Source organism: Nocardia sp. NPDC049737, from assembly GCF_040674755.1.
Lineage (GTDB): Bacteria > Actinomycetota > Actinomycetes > Mycobacteriales > Mycobacteriaceae > Nocardia.
The window spans coordinates 175,521-191,916 of the sequence record NZ_JBFANH010000004.1; the positions used below are offsets into that span (position 1 = coordinate 175,521).

General features: G+C 64.9%; 18 protein-coding genes. 7 read left to right on the forward strand and 11 right to left on the reverse strand.

The genetic code is table 11. The features are described 5' to 3' along the window. Positions 1–51: 51 nt before the first annotated feature. From AB0J47_RS07565 to dxr, 4 genes are all read right to left on the reverse strand, one after another. A complete protein-coding gene (locus AB0J47_RS07565; RefSeq protein ID WP_364341639.1) occupies positions 52–915 on the reverse strand; it encodes a GNAT family N-acetyltransferase in 864 nt (287 codons plus the stop codon). Between the two features lie 55 nt (positions 916–970). Continuing rightward, positions 971–2,128 (reverse strand): flavodoxin-dependent (E)-4-hydroxy-3-methylbut-2-enyl-diphosphate synthase, encoded by a 1,158-nt coding sequence (gene ispG, locus AB0J47_RS07570; protein ID WP_364341641.1) that lies wholly within the window; start codon positions 2,126–2,128, stop codon positions 971–973. A gap of 169 nt (positions 2,129–2,297) precedes the next feature. Beyond that, on the reverse strand, positions 2,298–3,500 hold the full coding sequence (locus tag AB0J47_RS07575) for a site-2 protease family protein (protein ID WP_364341643.1): 1,203 nt from the start codon (positions 3,498–3,500) through the stop codon (positions 2,298–2,300). Positions 3,501–3,776: 276 nt separating this feature from the next. After that, positions 3,777–4,919 carry a 1-deoxy-D-xylulose-5-phosphate reductoisomerase gene (gene dxr / locus AB0J47_RS07580; protein WP_364341645.1) on the reverse strand — a complete coding sequence of 381 codons (1,143 nt, stop codon included), beginning with the start codon at positions 4,917–4,919 and terminating at the stop codon, positions 3,777–3,779. A 150-nt stretch (positions 4,920–5,069) separates the two neighbouring features. Here dxr and AB0J47_RS07585 point away from each other — a divergent pair, with 150 nt between their 5' ends. Then, positions 5,070–5,336, forward strand: coding sequence for a DUF2631 domain-containing protein (locus AB0J47_RS07585; RefSeq protein WP_364341647.1), 267 nt, complete (start codon positions 5,070–5,072; stop codon positions 5,334–5,336). A gap of 41 nt (positions 5,337–5,377) precedes the next feature. Here the strand turns inward: AB0J47_RS07585 and AB0J47_RS07590 are convergent, their stop codons facing one another. Next, positions 5,378–6,301 carry a LysR substrate-binding domain-containing protein gene (locus AB0J47_RS07590; RefSeq protein ID WP_364341649.1) on the reverse strand — a complete coding sequence of 308 codons (924 nt, stop codon included), beginning with the start codon at positions 6,299–6,301 and terminating at the stop codon, positions 5,378–5,380. An 83-nt stretch (positions 6,302–6,384) separates the two neighbouring features. Between AB0J47_RS07590 and AB0J47_RS07595 the strand changes: the two genes are divergently transcribed. Then, entirely contained in the window at positions 6,385–6,798 is a 414-nt protein-coding gene (locus AB0J47_RS07595; RefSeq protein WP_364341651.1) for a DUF5997 family protein, read from the forward strand. Between the two features lie 347 nt (positions 6,799–7,145). Here AB0J47_RS07595 and AB0J47_RS07600 read toward each other — a convergent pair whose 3' ends face one another. Next, positions 7,146–7,733 carry an RNA polymerase sigma factor gene (locus AB0J47_RS07600; RefSeq protein WP_364341653.1) on the reverse strand — a complete coding sequence of 196 codons (588 nt, stop codon included), beginning with the start codon at positions 7,731–7,733 and terminating at the stop codon, positions 7,146–7,148. A 204-nt stretch (positions 7,734–7,937) separates the two neighbouring features. Between AB0J47_RS07600 and AB0J47_RS07605 the strand changes: the two genes are divergently transcribed. Next, a complete protein-coding gene (locus tag AB0J47_RS07605) occupies positions 7,938–8,729 on the forward strand; it encodes an SAM-dependent methyltransferase (RefSeq protein ID WP_364341655.1) in 792 nt (263 codons plus the stop codon). Here AB0J47_RS07605 and AB0J47_RS07610 read toward each other — a convergent pair. Next, entirely contained in the window at positions 8,726–9,763 is a 1,038-nt protein-coding gene (locus tag AB0J47_RS07610; protein WP_364341657.1) for a hypothetical protein, read from the reverse strand. The two genes, AB0J47_RS07605 and AB0J47_RS07610, sit on opposite strands and share 4 nt — an antisense overlap. A gap of 121 nt (positions 9,764–9,884) precedes the next feature. On the opposite strand from AB0J47_RS07610, the gene AB0J47_RS07615 reads away from it, so the two are divergent. After that, a complete protein-coding gene (locus tag AB0J47_RS07615; RefSeq protein ID WP_364341659.1) occupies positions 9,885–10,913 on the forward strand; it encodes an alpha/beta fold hydrolase in 1,029 nt (342 codons plus the stop codon). A 33-nt stretch (positions 10,914–10,946) separates the two neighbouring features. Here the strand turns inward: AB0J47_RS07615 and AB0J47_RS07620 are convergent, their stop codons facing one another. After that, positions 10,947–11,204, reverse strand: a complete 258-nt coding sequence (locus AB0J47_RS07620) for a cold shock domain-containing protein (protein ID WP_364341661.1) — start codon at positions 11,202–11,204, stop codon at positions 10,947–10,949. Positions 11,205–11,411: 207 nt separating this feature from the next. Between AB0J47_RS07620 and AB0J47_RS07625 the strand changes: the two genes are divergently transcribed. Both AB0J47_RS07625 and AB0J47_RS07630 read left to right on the forward strand, forming a co-directional pair. Then, positions 11,412–11,612 (forward strand): hypothetical protein, encoded by a 201-nt coding sequence (locus tag AB0J47_RS07625; RefSeq protein ID WP_364341663.1) that lies wholly within the window; start codon positions 11,412–11,414, stop codon positions 11,610–11,612. A gap of 90 nt (positions 11,613–11,702) precedes the next feature. Further along, positions 11,703–12,656: a TIGR03557 family F420-dependent LLM class oxidoreductase gene (locus AB0J47_RS07630; RefSeq protein WP_364341665.1), complete on the forward strand. Its 954-nt coding sequence runs from the start codon at positions 11,703–11,705 to the stop codon at positions 12,654–12,656. 48 nt (positions 12,657–12,704) lie between these two features. Here AB0J47_RS07630 and AB0J47_RS07635 read toward each other — a convergent pair whose 3' ends face one another. The 3 genes from AB0J47_RS07635 to AB0J47_RS07645 form a co-directional block, all read right to left on the reverse strand. Next, positions 12,705–14,819, reverse strand: coding sequence for a catalase (locus AB0J47_RS07635; RefSeq protein ID WP_364341667.1), 2,115 nt, complete (start codon positions 14,817–14,819; stop codon positions 12,705–12,707). Positions 14,820–14,824: 5 nt separating this feature from the next. Further along, on the reverse strand, positions 14,825–15,391 hold the full coding sequence (locus AB0J47_RS07640; RefSeq protein WP_364341669.1) for a hemerythrin domain-containing protein: 567 nt from the start codon (positions 15,389–15,391) through the stop codon (positions 14,825–14,827). 131 nt (positions 15,392–15,522) lie between these two features. Further along, entirely contained in the window at positions 15,523–15,939 is a 417-nt protein-coding gene (locus tag AB0J47_RS07645) for a CBS domain-containing protein (RefSeq protein ID WP_364341671.1), read from the reverse strand. 134 nt (positions 15,940–16,073) lie between these two features. Between AB0J47_RS07645 and AB0J47_RS07650 the strand changes: the two genes are divergently transcribed. Beyond that, on the forward strand, positions 16,074–16,391 hold the full coding sequence (locus tag AB0J47_RS07650; protein WP_364341673.1) for a hypothetical protein: 318 nt from the start codon (positions 16,074–16,076) through the stop codon (positions 16,389–16,391). Positions 16,392–16,396: the final 5 nt, after the last annotated feature.

Below are 16,396 nucleotides of genomic sequence, written 5' to 3' on the forward strand. Positions count from 1 at the left end.
ATAGTCAACAGCAAGCAAACGGCTGTGGCACACCGATGTTCGGCGCCGCGTTCAGTCGAGCAGAACGGTCGCGAAGGTGGCGATCTGCCGGAACCCGACTCGGCTGTAGGCCCGGCGGGCAATGCCGTTGTAGTCGTTCACATACAGACTGGCGGTGCGGCCCGAGGCCACCACCGCATTCGCCACGGCGGCCGTACCACGGGTGCCGAGACCAGCGCCGCGCCGTTCGGGATGCACCCACACGCCCTGGATCTGCCCGGTACGCCGGGACAGCGATCCGACCTCGGCCTTGAACACGACTTCGCCGTCCTCGAAACGCGCCCAGGCGCGGCCGGATTCGATCAGACTCTGGATCCGGCGCCGATAACCGCGGCCGCCGTCGCCCGCGCGCGGGTCGACGCCGACCTCCTCGATGAACATGGCGATCGCCGCGGTGAGATAGCGCTCCAACTCATCCGGCCGGACTCGGCGGACCTGCGTATCCGCGGTGGCCAGAGCGGGCTGGCCGAGGGCTAGTAGCGGCTGTGCACCGCGTAGCTCGCGTTCCGGTCCCCAATGCGCGGACAACATCTCCCACAGCGGCAGCGTCAGTTCCTGACGCCCGACCACCGACGAACACACCCGCGGCCAGCGGACCGCCCGCGCGGCGAAGGCGCGCAACGCATCCTCATCGCCGCGCAGGGGCACCAGATTCGCACCGGAGAAGCACAGCGATTCCGACGGACCACCCCGACTCCACAGTTCGCCGTGCCCGACGCCGGTATCCAAGCCGAATTCCTGTAACCGCGCCGCCACCATGCACGAGGCGATCGGATCGCTATCCAGCACCCGCAGCACCTGTGCCAGATCTCGGTTCGCGAGCTGACGCGCGGGGGCATCCTTGGCCCGCCGCGCGGGCTCCAGCAGACTCCGCACATCGACAGCCTGCCACGAATCGGCCGAGTCCGGTACGGCTACTCGGGAACCCGTGCTACCCGACGGTGACGACGGGTTCGCCGGCGCCGGGCGTCTCGCCCATCTCCTCGGCGATGCGCATGGCCTCTTCGATCAGGGTCTCCACGATCTGCGCCTCCGGCACGGTCTTGATGACCTGCCCCTTCACGAAGATCTGGCCCTTGCCGTTGCCCGAGGCGACACCGAGGTCAGCCTCGCGTGCCTCACCGGGTCCGTTCACCACACAGCCCATCACAGCAACCCGCAGCGGCACCTCCATGCCCTCCAGACCGGCGCTCACCTCATTGGCCAAGGTGTACACGTCGACCTGGGCACGACCGCAGGACGGACAGGAAACGATCTCGAGCTTGCGCGGGCGCAGATTCAGCGACTGCAGGATCTGCCCGCCGACCTTGACCTCCTCGGCCGGCGGCGCGGACAGCGACACCCGAATGGTGTCGCCGATGCCCTCGGACAACAGCGCACCGAACGCGACGGCGGACTTGATGGTGCCCTGGAAGGCCGGACCGGCCTCGGTCACCCCGAGGTGCAGCGGGTAATCGGACTGCGCGGCCAACTGGCGGTAGGCCTCGACCATGACCACCGGATCGTTGTGCTTGACCGAGATCTTGATATCGCCGAAGCCGTGCTCCTCGAACAGGCTCGCCTCCCACAGCGCCGATTCGACCAGCGCCTCCGGGGTCGCCTTGCCGTACTTCTCCAACATCCGCTTATCCAGCGAACCGGCATTCACGCCGATGCGAATCGGGATGCCCGCCGCGCCGGCGGCCTTGGCCACCTCACCGACCCGTCCGTCGAATTCCTTGATATTGCCCGGGTTTACGCGCACCGCGGCACAACCCGCATCGATGGCAGCGAAGATATAGCGCGGCTGGAAATGGATATCCGCGATGACCGGGATCTGGCTCTTGCGCGCGATGGTCGCCAATGCGTCGGCGTCCTCCTGGCGCGGGCAGGCGACGCGCACGATATCGCAGCCCGAGGCCGTCAGTTCGGCGATCTGCTGCAGGGTGGCGTTGACGTCATGGGTCTTGGTGGTGGTCATCGACTGCACGGAAATCGGGTGATCGCTGCCGACGCCCACATTGCCGACCATCAATTGGCGGGTCTTGCGGCGAGGCGAGAGAACGGCCGCGGGTGCGGTCGGCATCCCCAATCCGATTGTGCTGGTCACTTTCGGCTGCCTACTTTCGTGCGTACTTTTTCGGGCCGTTCGCCTACCGAGCTTAGCCGCGTGCCGCGGCTGCTCACCCTGTGAGGGCCATGACATGAGTCATGACACACAGATGTCCCGAAATACCAGCAATCCGGCGTTCGCGGGGGTTATCGCGACAGGTTAGCGCTCAGCGGAACAACTGGATCGGATTCACGATGTCGGCGACCAGCGTGAGCACCATATACGCACCACCGATCACCACTGCGACGTAGGTCACCGGAAGCAGTTTCAGGTAGTCGACCGGACCGCCCGGAGCCAGCCCCTTCCAGCCACGGACGGTATTGCGGATCTTCTCGTAGAGCACCACCGCGATATGCCCGCCGTCCAGCGGCAGCAGCGGCAACAGGTTGAAGGCGCCGAGGAAAAAGTTCAGGCTGGCCAGGACCAGGATGAACACACCCCACAGGCCGCGCTCCGCAGTCTCGCCACCGATCTTGCTCGCGCCGTAGACACTGACCGGGGTTTCCGGATCGCGCTCACCACCGGTGACCGCGGTCCACAGCGCGGAAACCTTCTGCGGCATCTGGGCCAGCGATTCCACCGTGCGCACGAACATCTGCCCGGTATATGCGCCCGCAGCCGGAATCGCGGCCAGCGCGTTGTACTTCAGGGGTTCGTAGTATTCCGAACCGACGCCGACCGCACTGACCTCGCGGCCAGGACCGCCGTCGTCGGGATAGCGAGTGATGCGTTCCGGAGTGACCTCGATGGTCTTGGTCTGACCGCCGCGCTCGATGGTGTAGGTGAACGTACCGGTCTGCTTCTGGGTTTCGGCGGTGAACTGCTGCCAGGTCGTCACCTTCACGCCATTGACGGCCTTGACCACGTCACCGCGCTGCATACCGGCCCGCTGCGCCGGACCGGTGCCCTGGCAGTCGGCAAGCGACTTATCCGGATTCTGCTGGGCTACGCATTTCATCGCACCGATGGTGGTGGCCGGCGGCTGGTCGAAGCGCGGCAGGCCCCAGCCGATAGCAAGCACGACCAGCAGGAGGAAGCCGAGCACGAAGTTCATCGCGATCCCGCCGAACATCACCACCAGGCGCTTCCAGGTGTCCTGGCGGTACATGGCCCGGTCGAGTTCCTCGGGTGCGAGTTCGTCCAATGCGGTCATGCCCGCGATATCGCAGAAGCCGCCGAGCGGGAGCGCCTTGAGGCCGTATTCGGTTTCACCGCGCTGGAACGAGAAAATCTTCGGACCGAAGCCGATGAAATAGCGTCGCACTTTCATGCCGGTGGACTGGGCGGTCCACATATGCCCGCATTCGTGCAGCGCGATCGATATCGTGATGCCGAGGGCGAACAGTACGAACCCCAACGCGAACACCATTTGCTGTACAGCCCTCCTGCGTTGCGCAGCTCGCCTCAAATGAAGTGCGGCCGCCCGCAGCGGCCGCGATTACCCGCACAGGCGCGTCCGTCCGCGCCGCGAGCACCCCGACCACAGTAACCGGACGCCGACCAACCTTCGCTCCCAAGTCTGCCAGGCCACCATTCGGCGGCGCGTCCGATCGCATCGAAGGCCGTTCGGGGCCGACGATCCGCCCGGCCACGCACTTGCGTACGCATGCCGCAAAAGTCACCGGATAGCGCGGGAAATACGCGCTCAGGCGGGGTGGACCAGCGCGCGGGCGTAGTCGCGCGCCCAGGTGTCGGCCGCCAGCACGTCGTCGAGTGTCTCGGGCTCGGCCTGCCACCGATCGGCCGCCTCGACCGCGCGGGCGACGGTGCGCACGATATCCGGGAACCGAATGATCCCGTCCAGGAAGGCTTGCACCGCAATCTCATTCGCCGCGTTGTAAACCGCGGTGACGCTGCCGCCCGCGGTGCCCGCCTGCCTGGCCAGCTCGACCGCCGGGAATACCGCATTGTCGACCGGCTCGAATTCCCAGGTCGACGCGGTGCTGAAGTCGCAGGCAGCCGCCGCGCCCGGCACCCGGTCGGGCCAGCCGAGGGCAAGCGCGATGGGCAGCTTCATATCCGGCGGGCTGGCCTGGGCCAGCGTGGAGCCGTCTTTGAAGGTGACCATCGAGTGCACGATCGACTGCGGATGCACCGTGACATCGATGCGGTCATAGGGCACCCCGAACAGCAGATGCGTCTCGATCAGTTCGAGGCCCTTGTTCACCAGCGATGCCGAATTCAGCGTATTCATCAGCCCCATCGACCAGGTCGGATGCGCCTTCGCCTCGGACGGATGCACCGATTCCAGCATTTCGGTGCTCCAGCCGCGGAACGGACCGCCGGACGCGGTGAGCACCAGCCGGTCCACCTCCTCGGCCCGGCCGCCACGCAGGCACTGGGCGAGCGCGGAATGTTCGGAATCGACCGGCACGATCTGGCCGGGTGCGGCGGCGCGGGTCACCAGCGAGCCGCCCGCGACGAGGGATTCCTTATTCGCCAGCGCCAGCCGGGTGCCCGATTGCAGCGTGGCCAGGGTCGGCTCCAGGCCGAGCGAACCGACCAATGCGTTGAGTACTACATCGGCCTCAGTGCGACGCACCAGTTCGGTGACCGCGCCGGGACCGCTCAGTGCCAGGTCGAGTCGGGTGCCCGCAGCCGGATCCGCGACCGCGACATTGCGGGTCCCGGTGGCGGCCATCTGCGCCGCGAGCAACTCGGTATTGCCGCCGCGCGCGGCCAGGCCGACCACCTCGAACTTGTCGGGATTGGCGGCAATCACCTCGAGCGCCTGGGTACCGATGGAACCGGTGCTGCCGAGCAGAAGGACTCTCACGATGTCGGACACGGCCCCATTGTGGCAGCGGAGCCGGCGACGCGCCGCGAGGCGGTAGCCTGCGTAACCACTCCGCCGATCAAACACAGCCCTGCTGGCTACGACGAGCGGTCGTATGCCACGATATCGGCAGCAACGCCCACACCGAGCTAAGGAGCGATCGTGGCCGCCACGGAACTCGAACCCACCAGTGACCGCGCAATCGTCACCCACGTGGATACCGCCGAGGTTCCGTCCGCCGAATGGGGCTGGAGCGGGGAATCGCGCCGCACCTTCCGTGTCGCGGGCTGGATCGTCTGCGTGATCCTGGTGGCCATGACGATCGGCAACCACAAGGGCCACATCGAGGACGTGTTCCTGATCGGTTTCGCCGCCGTGATCGCGGGCATCATGATCCGCGACTCGATCCTGCGCCGCAAGCCTCGGTAGTCCACACCGAAAGGTATTGACTCGCTTGGGGATACGCCCGCCTAACGCCCTCGTCGTTTGGCGGGCTTTTTCTTGGCTCCGGTGGTCTTGACGACATGTTTTGTCGAGCGCTTGGCGGTGGTCTTCTTCGGCTCGGTCTTCTTGCGCTGAGCCTGGGTGCGTGAGCTGCGTTCCGAGCGACCGCGCACGATACCGACGAAGTCCTCGATCAGGTCGGTGGTCTGTGCGGCGGGCCAGGCCAGGGCGATTTCGGTATCCCGGACGCCCATCATCGTCCGGTAGACGAGGTCGCGGCGGGCATGCAGACGGGCAATGGAATGCGGGACGATGGCGACACCGACACCGGCCGCGACCAATTCGATAGTGCCCGCGATCGCATCGATATCGCTCGAGTCCTGGATTCGTTCGCCTTCCAGATCGCCCATGCCCACCTGTTCGAACAGCGACAGGGTGTGATCCTTGGGCAGCACGACGACAGGAAGCTCTCGGTAGAGCGGAATCGCGCTCAGACCTGCGCGATCGATGGGTAGGCGGACGAAGCAGGCCTCGACGCGCCCGTCCCGCAGCGCGGCGAGTTGTTCGGCCATCGGGATCGCGATCACCTCCAGCGGGGAGTCCGGAAACCGCTCAGCCCAGATGCGCGTCCATTTGGAGACCGTGACGCCAGGTACGAAGCCGACCCGCAGTGCGACCTCCCCCTGGGCCACCGGCTCGGGCTCTTCTTCGGCGCGCGCGATGATGTACCTGGCATCGCGCAGCAACTGCTGTCCGGCCTCGGTCAGCTGCGTCGGCTGCGCACCGGGCACAAAAAGTTTGCTCCCGAGTTCCTGCTCCAAGCCGATCACCGTGTGACTCAACTTCTGCCGCGAAATGTGCAGCGATTTCGCCGCGCGGGCGAAATGCAGTTCCTCGGCAACCGCGACAAACCAGCGCAGGCGGGTCACGTCGATGGACTCGGGGTTCATTCGTATGAGGGTATTGCCATCAGGGCTGTCGACTACCGAGGCGGGTGGTCTGAGGGCGAGACCGGGCCGGATACGCTGTACCGGTGAGCCCGGATAAGAAACCGCAGACCATGAAGCCGCTTACTGCGGCGAACAAACTCGGCATCTACCTTCCGGCGACGCCCGAGGAATTCCGCAACTCGCCGATCTCCCGCGCCGAACTCGAACAGTTGCGCACCAATCCCCCGGCCTGGCTGACCGAACTGCGCAAGACCGGCCCCTTCCCTCGCGATATCGTCGCCCGCAAACTCGGAGTTTCCAATACCGGCCTGGCCCGCGCCGAAGTCTCCGATGCGATGAATGCCGAGGAAATCGCCGCGCTGCTCGCCGACCCGCCGGAATGGCTGATCCGCGAGCGCGAGAACTACGCCGCGGTGCGCGAGGAAAACGAGCGCATCAAAACCCAACAGGCCGAACGCCGCGCCGCCGCCAACCGGCCCGCCAAGAACCGCGCCTAGCACAGCCGCACCCATCTGGGGTGCGGCTGCGTTTCAGCGGAAGTGGTTATGTCGCATCGGGATTCGTGGTGACCAGTTGGCAGCGTCCGTCGGTGCACGAGCGCTGTAATCGGCCACGGGAGAGGGTCTGGAGCAGGCCGATCGCCCAGCACGTCGGGCAGCCACGCAATGCGACGAGGCCGACCGGTAGGAGCAGCAGGCTGACGAGGCCAACCGCTGGCATCAGCGCGAAGGAACCGATTACAGCGCCGAATCCGATTGCGCCACGGACCAAATGGCGAGATAGCGACGCACTGGCGAATTCATCGCGCCCACCCGGTGCTCGACCACCACCTCTCATGGAATCGCTACGCGATGACTTCCTCATTACCGACCTCCAAACTCCGCTGCACCGCCGCACGCGCCCGATGCAGCCGTGATTTCATCGCCGCGGTGCTCAGCCCGAGCAGATCCGCGACCATTCGACCGCTGTACCCCTGCACATCTCGCATGATCAGCACCCGTCGTTGATCGCCGGGCAGCGCCGCGATCGCCGCGGCCACCCGCTCGGCCTCCAGGCGATTGATCGCCTCCTCCTCCGCCGACGCGATGGCCGAGTCGGGAATCGGCTCGGCCCGACGCACATGGAACCGCAGTTGCCGCAGACATTCGTTGCGCACAATCCGAAACATCCACGAGGCCAACGCACCCGATGCCCGCAAGGTCCCGATCTTGCGGTACAGAATGATCAACGCCTCCTGCGCCGCGTCCTCGGCATCCTCCGGCGACGCGCACAGCGAGTACGCGAATCGACGCACGTGCGGATGCGATCCGGACACCAGCGTGGTGATCGACTCGATATCGCCAGCCCGCGCCGCGGCGACGAGATGTTCGTCGGGCCAGCACACCTCGGTCACTTCGACCGGCTCCGCCGCCGCAGCACGGTGATGCTGCACGCGCAAATGAGCAGCGCCCCAACAACAATCGTGGCAATGATCACGACAAACCTCCGATCTCGTGCCGACCGTGTTGCCGACACAGGTATGAGAGGTGTGAACCCGCACAAAGGATTCACCGCCATCGAGTCCCGCAGCTCGATCCACGCGGACAAACGACCAGTCGTTGTTACCATGTGCCCAGGGATATCAAAGGGAGGTGCGGTGGCTGAGGCCGATCGGGCGCCGGTGCGCGTCGATCCATCCAAGCCGAACGCTGCTCGGGTGTACAACTACCTGCTCGGCGGTAAGGACAACTACGAGGTGGACCAGCGAGTCGCCGAGCGAATGCTCGCGGTCGCGCCGGACACCAAGACGACGGCCTGGTTCAGTCGTAAATTCCTCCTCAACGCTGTGGAAGACGCGGCCCATGCGGGGATTCGGCAGTTCATCGATATCGGTGCCGGAATCCCCATCTCACCCAACGTGCACGAGGTGGCACAGAAGGTCGACCCCACGGCACGCGTCGTGATGATCGACTACGACCCGGTCGTGTACGTGCACACCAACGCGCTGCTGTCCGGCACATCCGGTGTCGCATCGATACTCGGTGATATTCGCCGAACGGACGAGATCATCGAGAAGGCGCGGACCGAAGGACAGATCGACTTCGACCAGCCGGTGGCGATTCTGATCGTCGGTGTGCTGCACTTCGTGATGGACGACGAAGCCCCTGCCGGGATCATCGCGAAACTCCGCGATGTGATGGCACCGGGCAGCATCCTGGCCTTCACCCACGGATCGGTCGACACATACTCGGAATTCGTCGCGCAATCGACCGGCGATACCGACGGCAGCTCGGCGCAGGTCCAATTCCGGACCCCGGATATGGTGGCCGCCTTCCTGGACGGTTTCGAGGTGGTCGAGCCCGGTCTGGTGCCGGTACAGGATTGGCTCGACGATGACCTGCCGCGCACCAAGTTGGTGCTTTTGGGCGGAATCGGGCGCAAGCTCTAGGTCGCGGCGAGCGTATCGGCGCGTGCCGCGAGCGCGTCGGCGATCGGACGCGGACGGCGGCCGAGTCCACACGCACTCGCGACGCCGTCCACCGGTCTGCCCAGGGCGTTCTCGATCAACCGTAAGGTCTCGACCTGCTCTGCCACCGTGGGAGTGTCGTGGACTAATCCCGCATAGAAATTGGTGCCCTCGTCGAGTGACAGGTCCGCCAGGGGTGCGTAGAACCCGGGATCCGCCGACGGCGGCATCTCTCCCGCCGCGAACGGACCGTGCACATAGGTCAGCGGCCGATCCGAAGGCCACTGCCGGACAACGGAATTGGCCAGGTCCACGAAGGGGCGCAGATCACGCATGTTGGCCCTGGACTTGTTGTGCATACTGCCGACGCACAGGTGCACGCCGAATCTCGTTCCCGCAGGCGCGGATTCGGCCAGCGCCGCAATCCCCTCGCCAAGGTGCAATGCCGTCTCCACTCGCTGGTGCAATGGCTGCGTCTTCGCCATGATCACCATTTCCGCGGTGGCCTCCAATTGCACGACCACGTCGGGACCGACCAGTTCGTGGATGGCCGCGATGTCGCGCACGGTCGCGTCCCGGAACGCCTTGCGGTGCGACCTGACTCCGGATATGCCCATGGCGACGAATGCCAGGGTGAAATCGGTCGGCATCCCGATCTGGAGGGTTAATTCGGGCAGCTCGCGCGCCGCGCGCAAATCCCGAAATATCGGGAGCGCCTCCTCGGCCTCGGCGAGATAACCGAGGTCCATCATGTCGCCGGTCAGTTCGCGACCGGATGCGACGCGATGGATGGTGCGTTCTCTACTGGACCGCCACGTGCCCGGCTTCTTCACTTCCAATGCGCCCTGCGCCACCAGATCCTCGATGATCGGCTGAATATAGAACTCATAGCGGCGCGTTTCCCCGGTAGGGAGCGTGCGTAGCCGCGGTCCTGCGGCATCGAGCATCGCACGCATAGCGTCGTCCGTACTCGTACCCGGAAAGCTACCGACGAAATGCACACCACGCGAACCCATGCCGTGCATCGTAGATCGCATCTCCGCCACGCAACCCCATAGCTACGGATCTTCGTGTGCGGTATGGTGATTCGCCAGAAGATGGCGCAGCGCACGATATTTCCCATTCGGAGGGAACGCGGTGACGAACAAGCTCTACGCCCGGATGTTGGTGGCCGCTACCGCGGCGGCGACAATGCTCGGTGTCGTACCGGGCGCGGCCGGTGCCGATCCGGCGGCCGCACCCGACCGTTGTCAGGAGATCTCTTTTCCGGTACCGGAGGGGACCTTGGCCGCGACTCTGTGCCTGCCGGATCGGCCGACCGACACCGTCATGGTGTTGATGGCGGGCTCCAATTACAACCACACCTACTGGGATTTCCCTTACGCCCCAGAGACTTACAACTTCCGCCGCGCGATGAACGCCGCGGGTTACGCGACGCTGGTGGCCGATCGACTCGGTAACGGCGCGAGCACCCGCCCGCCGAGCATGTCACTGACCGCGACCGCCACCGCGGAAGCCCTGCACAACATCGTGCAGGCCCTGCGCCACGGGCTCGCGGGCGCACAACCGTTCGGCAAGGTCGTCACCGGCGGTCATTCGCTGAGTTCGGGCACCTCGGTCATGGAGGCCACCACTTACCACGACGTCGACGGCGTACTGCTCACCGGATACTCACACACCCTGAGCGTGCCGGACGTCCTCGGTGTCATCGGCACGTACTACCAGGCCGTGCGGGATCCCGTATTCGCCAGCCGCGGATACGATTCGGGCTATCTCGTGACACAGCCGGGCACTCGGGCCAGCGATTTCTTCGGGCCGGATAATTTCGATCCGCAGGTGCTCGCGATCGACGAGGCGACCAAGGAAACCTTCTCGCTCACCGAATATCCCGACGGGCTCACCTCCACCCTGCCCGGGATGTCGAGCTTCATCACCGCCCCGGTCATGCTGGTCAATGGCAGTTTGGACCGGTTGTCGTGCGGACCCGCCTATTCGATCTGCGCCGATAGCGCGACTCTGCAAACCGCGGAGGCGGCGTTTTTCAGTCCGGCCGCGCGGTTGCGCACCTTCGTGCTGCCCGGCAGCGGACATTCGGTGAATCTCGCACGGAACACCGCGCAGTATCAGGCCGCCGTCGTCGACTGGATGAAGTCGGCCGTCGGATAGCTCAATCTGCCTGCAGTAGTTGACATTCCGCGATCACAACCGGCTGTCCTGCGGAAGGTACGGACGCACCACCGCGGCCGCACGACCTTGCGCCTCGGGATCGCACAGGTAACGCACCTGCTGACCTTCGGCGAGTGCGCGATAGCCCGGCACATCGATATGGCTGTATTCGACGAACACCGGCCACTGCCGGACACCGTCGGGTTCGATGAAGCCGAACCCACGCTGTTCGTCGAACCAGGCCACCGTACCGGTCAGCCATACCGAGGTCGGATCGATAACGCTGCTCATCGTAGCCTCCGCGAGGTCGGGATCGGCGATACCCCCGCATCCGGCCTACCCGCGAATGGCACTGGTAAACACTACTTTTCAGGGCGCGAGATCGTCGCGCAACCGGGAGACATCAACTCGATTAGTCGACTCGATCCGGGGTAGGTCGCAGATGTGGTCCGAACCGGGGCCGCAGATAGTTCCAACTACCGAAAAGGAGTGCCGACCATGGCAGATCCGAAGAACCCCGGGCAGTTCGGTAATCGCAAGGACACCCAGGAGCAGGCCAGCAAGGGTGGAAAGGCCAGCACCGGCAGCTTCGGCCAGAAAAACGCCGCAGACCCGCATGAGGCCGGTCGTAAGGGCGCACAGGCGCAGCCGACGGCGGCCAAGCAGAAGGGCGGCCAGCACAGCCACAGCGGCAGCTAGCTCCACCTGTCGAACGGGCCTCGGTCATCTCGATCCGGGGCCCGTTCGTATGCGTCGAATATCACCGGCGAACCTGGGTAAGCGCCGGACATGGTCACCTTCGGATATTTCTTAGCCAGCGAACAGTTCGGGCCGAAAGAACTCGTCGAGCAGGCCAAACGCGCCGAACAGGCCGGATTCGAACGGCTGTGGATCTCCGACCATTTCCATCCGTGGAATGACGCCCAAGGGCACAGCCCCTTCGTGTGGGGCACCATCGGAGCGCTCTCGCAGGCCACCGACCTGCCGATCACCACGGCGGTCACCTGCCCTACCGTCCGCATTCATCCCGTCATCATCGCGCAGGCCGCCGCGACCGCCGCCGTCCAACTCGACGGCAACTTCGTTCTCGGCGTCGGCAGCGGTGAGGCACTCAACGAGCACATTCTAGGCGATCCGTGGCCATCGCCCACGGTCCGGCTCGAAATGCTGGAGGAGGCGGTCCAGCTGATTCGGCGGCTGCACCGCGGCGGTAACGTCAACCACCGCGGCCAGTACTACACCGTGCAGGACGCCAGAATCTATACCCTGCCCGATGCTCCGGTGCCGATCTATATCTCCGGATTCGGCCCGCAGGCAACGCAATTGGCGGCCCGCATCGGTGACGGCTTCTGCACCGTGCTGCCCGACGCCGATGCGGTCGACACCTTCCGTACCGCGAGCGGAGGCGCGAAACCGGTACAGGCGGGCGCCAAGGTCAGCTGGTCCCGCGACGAGGAGTCGGGTCTGGACGCCGCACATCGCCTTTGGGCCAATGAGCTGTTGCCGGGCCAACTTTCCCAAACACTGCCGCGGCCGCGCGATTTCGAGGACGCGATGAGCCTGATCGATCGCGAATCCACCCGCGACCACTTCGCCACCGGGCCCGATCCGGAACGTCATATCCGCCAACTTCAGCAGTATCTCGATGCCGGTGTCGACGAACTGTACGTCCAACAGATCGGGCCCGATCTGGATGGCTTCTTCACCGCATGGGAGAAGGAGATCCAGCCCGCCCTGAACTGACCCGAGGCTTAGGGCTGAACCGAGACGGTTAGGGGTGAACCGAGACGGTCAGGCCGGTACCGCGACGGTCGCCCGGTTCCAGACCCGGTGCCGGGCAACCGCATTCGCGAATGCCTCGATGAAGTCCTCGGTCACGCCCGCACCGCTGGCGGTCGTGGTGAAGACGCCTGCTTGCGCGTCCTGATCGGTATCGGATAGGAGACCGACGACCCGCAGCAGCGTGACACCGTCGCCGAAGCCGCCGATCGCTTTGACGTGTTTGAACGCCTCCAGGACGAAATGCACCGCCGCGCCATTGCCCGCCAGCGTGTCGGCGGACTGTTTTCCACCCGCGACGAGCACCGCATCGTAGAGAACCGACGCGACGGTGGCCAGCGACCGGTCCACGGCGAGGGTTTCACCGTCACTGCCGTCACCGCCCAGCGTACCGGCATGCGGCGCAAGCACTTCGGGGATGGCACCACGCTCGGTCAACCACGATTTGATGCGACGTACACCCAGGGTGTCCACCCCGTCAGCAGCCAGGATCGCGATCTTGCGGGTCGCGATGGTGTCGGTGACGGTATTCAGTTGCGACAGTGCGGGAGATACCACCGCCTCCCGATCGCCCGAGTCCGGTTGCGGTACCGGCATACCCAGTTCACCCGCGACCCGCTCGGCCAGCTCCGGCTCGATCTGCACCAGATGTTCGAGCACCCTGGCCCGGATGGCCACCCGCTCCACCTTGCCGAGTTCGAAGGCGAAGGCGGCGACGATATGATCGGCCTCCGGCGGTGACATACTGCGCCAAAACATTCGCGGCTGGCGGTAGTACTCCCGAAAACTGTTGGCACGCTGACGAATAGCTGATCCTGTAAGTGGCTCAGCGTAGTGCTGGAACATCTCGGTGTTCGCCAATGCCGGACAACCGCCGCCGATGGTGTTCTTGGTATACGCGGCCTCGCCCTGCGGAATGGCGTGTTGGCCGTAGCCATCCTGCTGGTGATTGCGCACATCGGCGACCGGCCGGTTGATCGGCAGCTGGGCGAAGTTCGGCCCGCCCAAGCGGATCAACTGGGTGTCCAGGTAGGAGAAGTTGCGCAACTGCAGCAGCGGATCATCGGTGAAATCGATACCGGGCACCAGATTGGCTGTGTGGAAGGCTACCTGCTCGGTCTCGGCGAAGAAGTTGTCCGGATTGCGATCCAGCACCATGCGGCCGACCGGCTGCACCGGAACCTGTTCTTCCGGAATGATTTTCGTCGCATCGAGCAGGTCGAAGTCGAAGCCGAATTCGTTCTCGTCCGAGACCAGCTGCACGCCCAGCTCCCACTCCGGATACTGGCCCGCCGCGATGCAGTCCCACAGATCGCGCCGATTGAAGTCGGGATCACGTCCGGCGATCTGCTGACACTCGTCCCACACGAGCGAATGCACGCCCAGTTTCGGTGTCCAGTGGAACTTCACGAAGGTGCCTCGGCCCTCGCTGTTGACGAGTCGGAAGGTGTGCACACCGAAGCCCTGCATCATGCGATAGCTGCGCGGCAATGCCCGGTCCGACATCAGCCACATGATCGCGTGCAGCGTCTCCGGTTGCTCCCCGACGAAGTCCCACAGGGTGTCGTGCGCGGAGGCAGCCTGCGGAATCTCGTTGTGCGGCTCGGGCTTCACCGCATGCACGAAGTCCGGGAATTTGATTCCGTCCTGGATGAAGAACACCGGGAAGTTGTTGCCGACAAGATCGTAATTGCCCTGGGCGGTATAGAACTTCGTCGCGAAGCCACGCACGTCGCGCACGGTATCGGCGGATCCGCGCGATCCGGCGACAGTCGAAAACCGGACGAACACCGGCGTTTCCACGCTCGAATCGGTGAGGAAGCGGGCGGTGGTGAAATCGCTGAGCCAGCCGTCGTAGGGCCGGAAGTGTCCGTAGGCGCCCGCACCTCTGGCATGGACAACCCGCTCCGGAATCCGCTCGTGATCGAAGTGGGTGATCTTCTCTCTGGCATGGAAATCGGCGAGCAGCGTCGATCCGCGCTCCCCTACTTTCAGGGCGTCATCGGTGCTGTCCACCCGTACGCCCTGCTGTGTGGTGAGCTTCCCCTGTTCGCGATCTACCCGGTATCGGTCCAGCTGGCGCTGCTTCTCATTCGATGCGCCGTTCTTGTTCGTCGCGTCGGTCACGCCGCTCACCCCTCGGTCTTGCGGCGCCAATCACGCACCGCGTCGCGAATCCGGTCGAAGAGCGCAAGTGGCGGTCCGGCAACGATATTCACCAGTGCCGACTCACCCGCCTCCGGATGCGGCCGGGTCGGGGCGACGGCCTCAGCGACCCGCACGACATCGGCGAGCACCGCGCTCTCATTGGCGGAGATCTCTTGGCGCAGCTGGTCGAATTCCTCCTTCTCCTCCAGATCGGCGTGTTCGATCACCGATTCGGCGAAGGAGCGGAACTTGGTATCGAAGTCCTCATGCTGCACACCCATGTCGTAGAGCTCGGCCAGCACGTGCTTGGCCTCTTGCTCTTCGTGCAACCTGCTGTCGACAACGCTGGCGGGCACCGATGTGCGCCGTGATGCCGGATGCACCACTTCCTCTTCGGCGCTCTCGTGCACCGCCAGTGCGCGAACCAACTCCTCGAACGGCTCCCGCTTGGCCGCACCCTGCGCAAGCTGCACTTTTTCGATCAGGCCCTTGATCAGTTCGTGCTGTGCCAGCAAGAGCGTGACGACGTCTTCCTTCTGACCGGTGGCCATTGCGTACCTCCTCGATCGGGGACGGAGCCACCGCGGCTCCTCTCGTCCGCGCATACCCGCAAGCGGAACACTCACACCTGAGACGGAGACAGTGCGGACGAGCCGGAGCCGAGCCGGATCGCAGGTCGCGGTCAGTCCGTAGACACCGCCTCCACCACGCCGCCGGTATCGGCATTGCCGAGCGCGACGGCCACATCGGCCTGCGCCACAATGCCCACCAACTGGTCGCCGTCGAGCACCGGCACCCGGCGGATCTGATGCACCGACATCACATTGAGCACCTCATCGGCATCAGTGCCCGCCTGCACCGTGATCGGTGTGCCCTCGGCCAGTTCTCCGGCCTTGACGCCGAGCGGATCCTTGTTCTCGGCAAGTACCTTCACCACGATGTCGCGGTCGGTCAGCATGCCCTCGAGCCGATTGTCCTCACCGCAGATCGGGAGCGCGCCCACACTCAGCTGTTTCATCAGCTTGGCGGCCTCCACCACCGAATCGCTGGATCGCACGCACTGCACACCTTCGGTCATGAGTTCACGAGCGGTTGTCACGGTTGTCCTCCCAATTCGTCGCGAGCAATTCGGGTTCGCGGTACCCGTCGCGTTGCCCGATACACCCTTGATTGATCCCGAACATCCGGGGTATCCGCACGAACGAGACGATCCATCCGAACGGAGAGGACGCCATGTTTCCTGGACACGACCAGCCCGAATCCGATCGGCTGCGCTCCGACTTCCCGGACCGCGCACGCAACACCAGAAACCACGCGGGCGAATTGATCGCCGACACCCACAACTGGCCCGGCGTCATCCTGGTGCTGCTCGGCGTAGTCGCTGCCGCCCTGACACTCACCGCCGCAGGCTACGGATTCGCCGGTTGGGCCATCGTGGCAGGAATCGCCACCGTCGTCTGCCTGATCTGCGGCGGCGGGCTAATCCTCGCCGAACACCGCCGAGTCAAGGCCGACGAAGGCCGCGACCTGCTCGAGCCGGGCGGTCACTGACACAC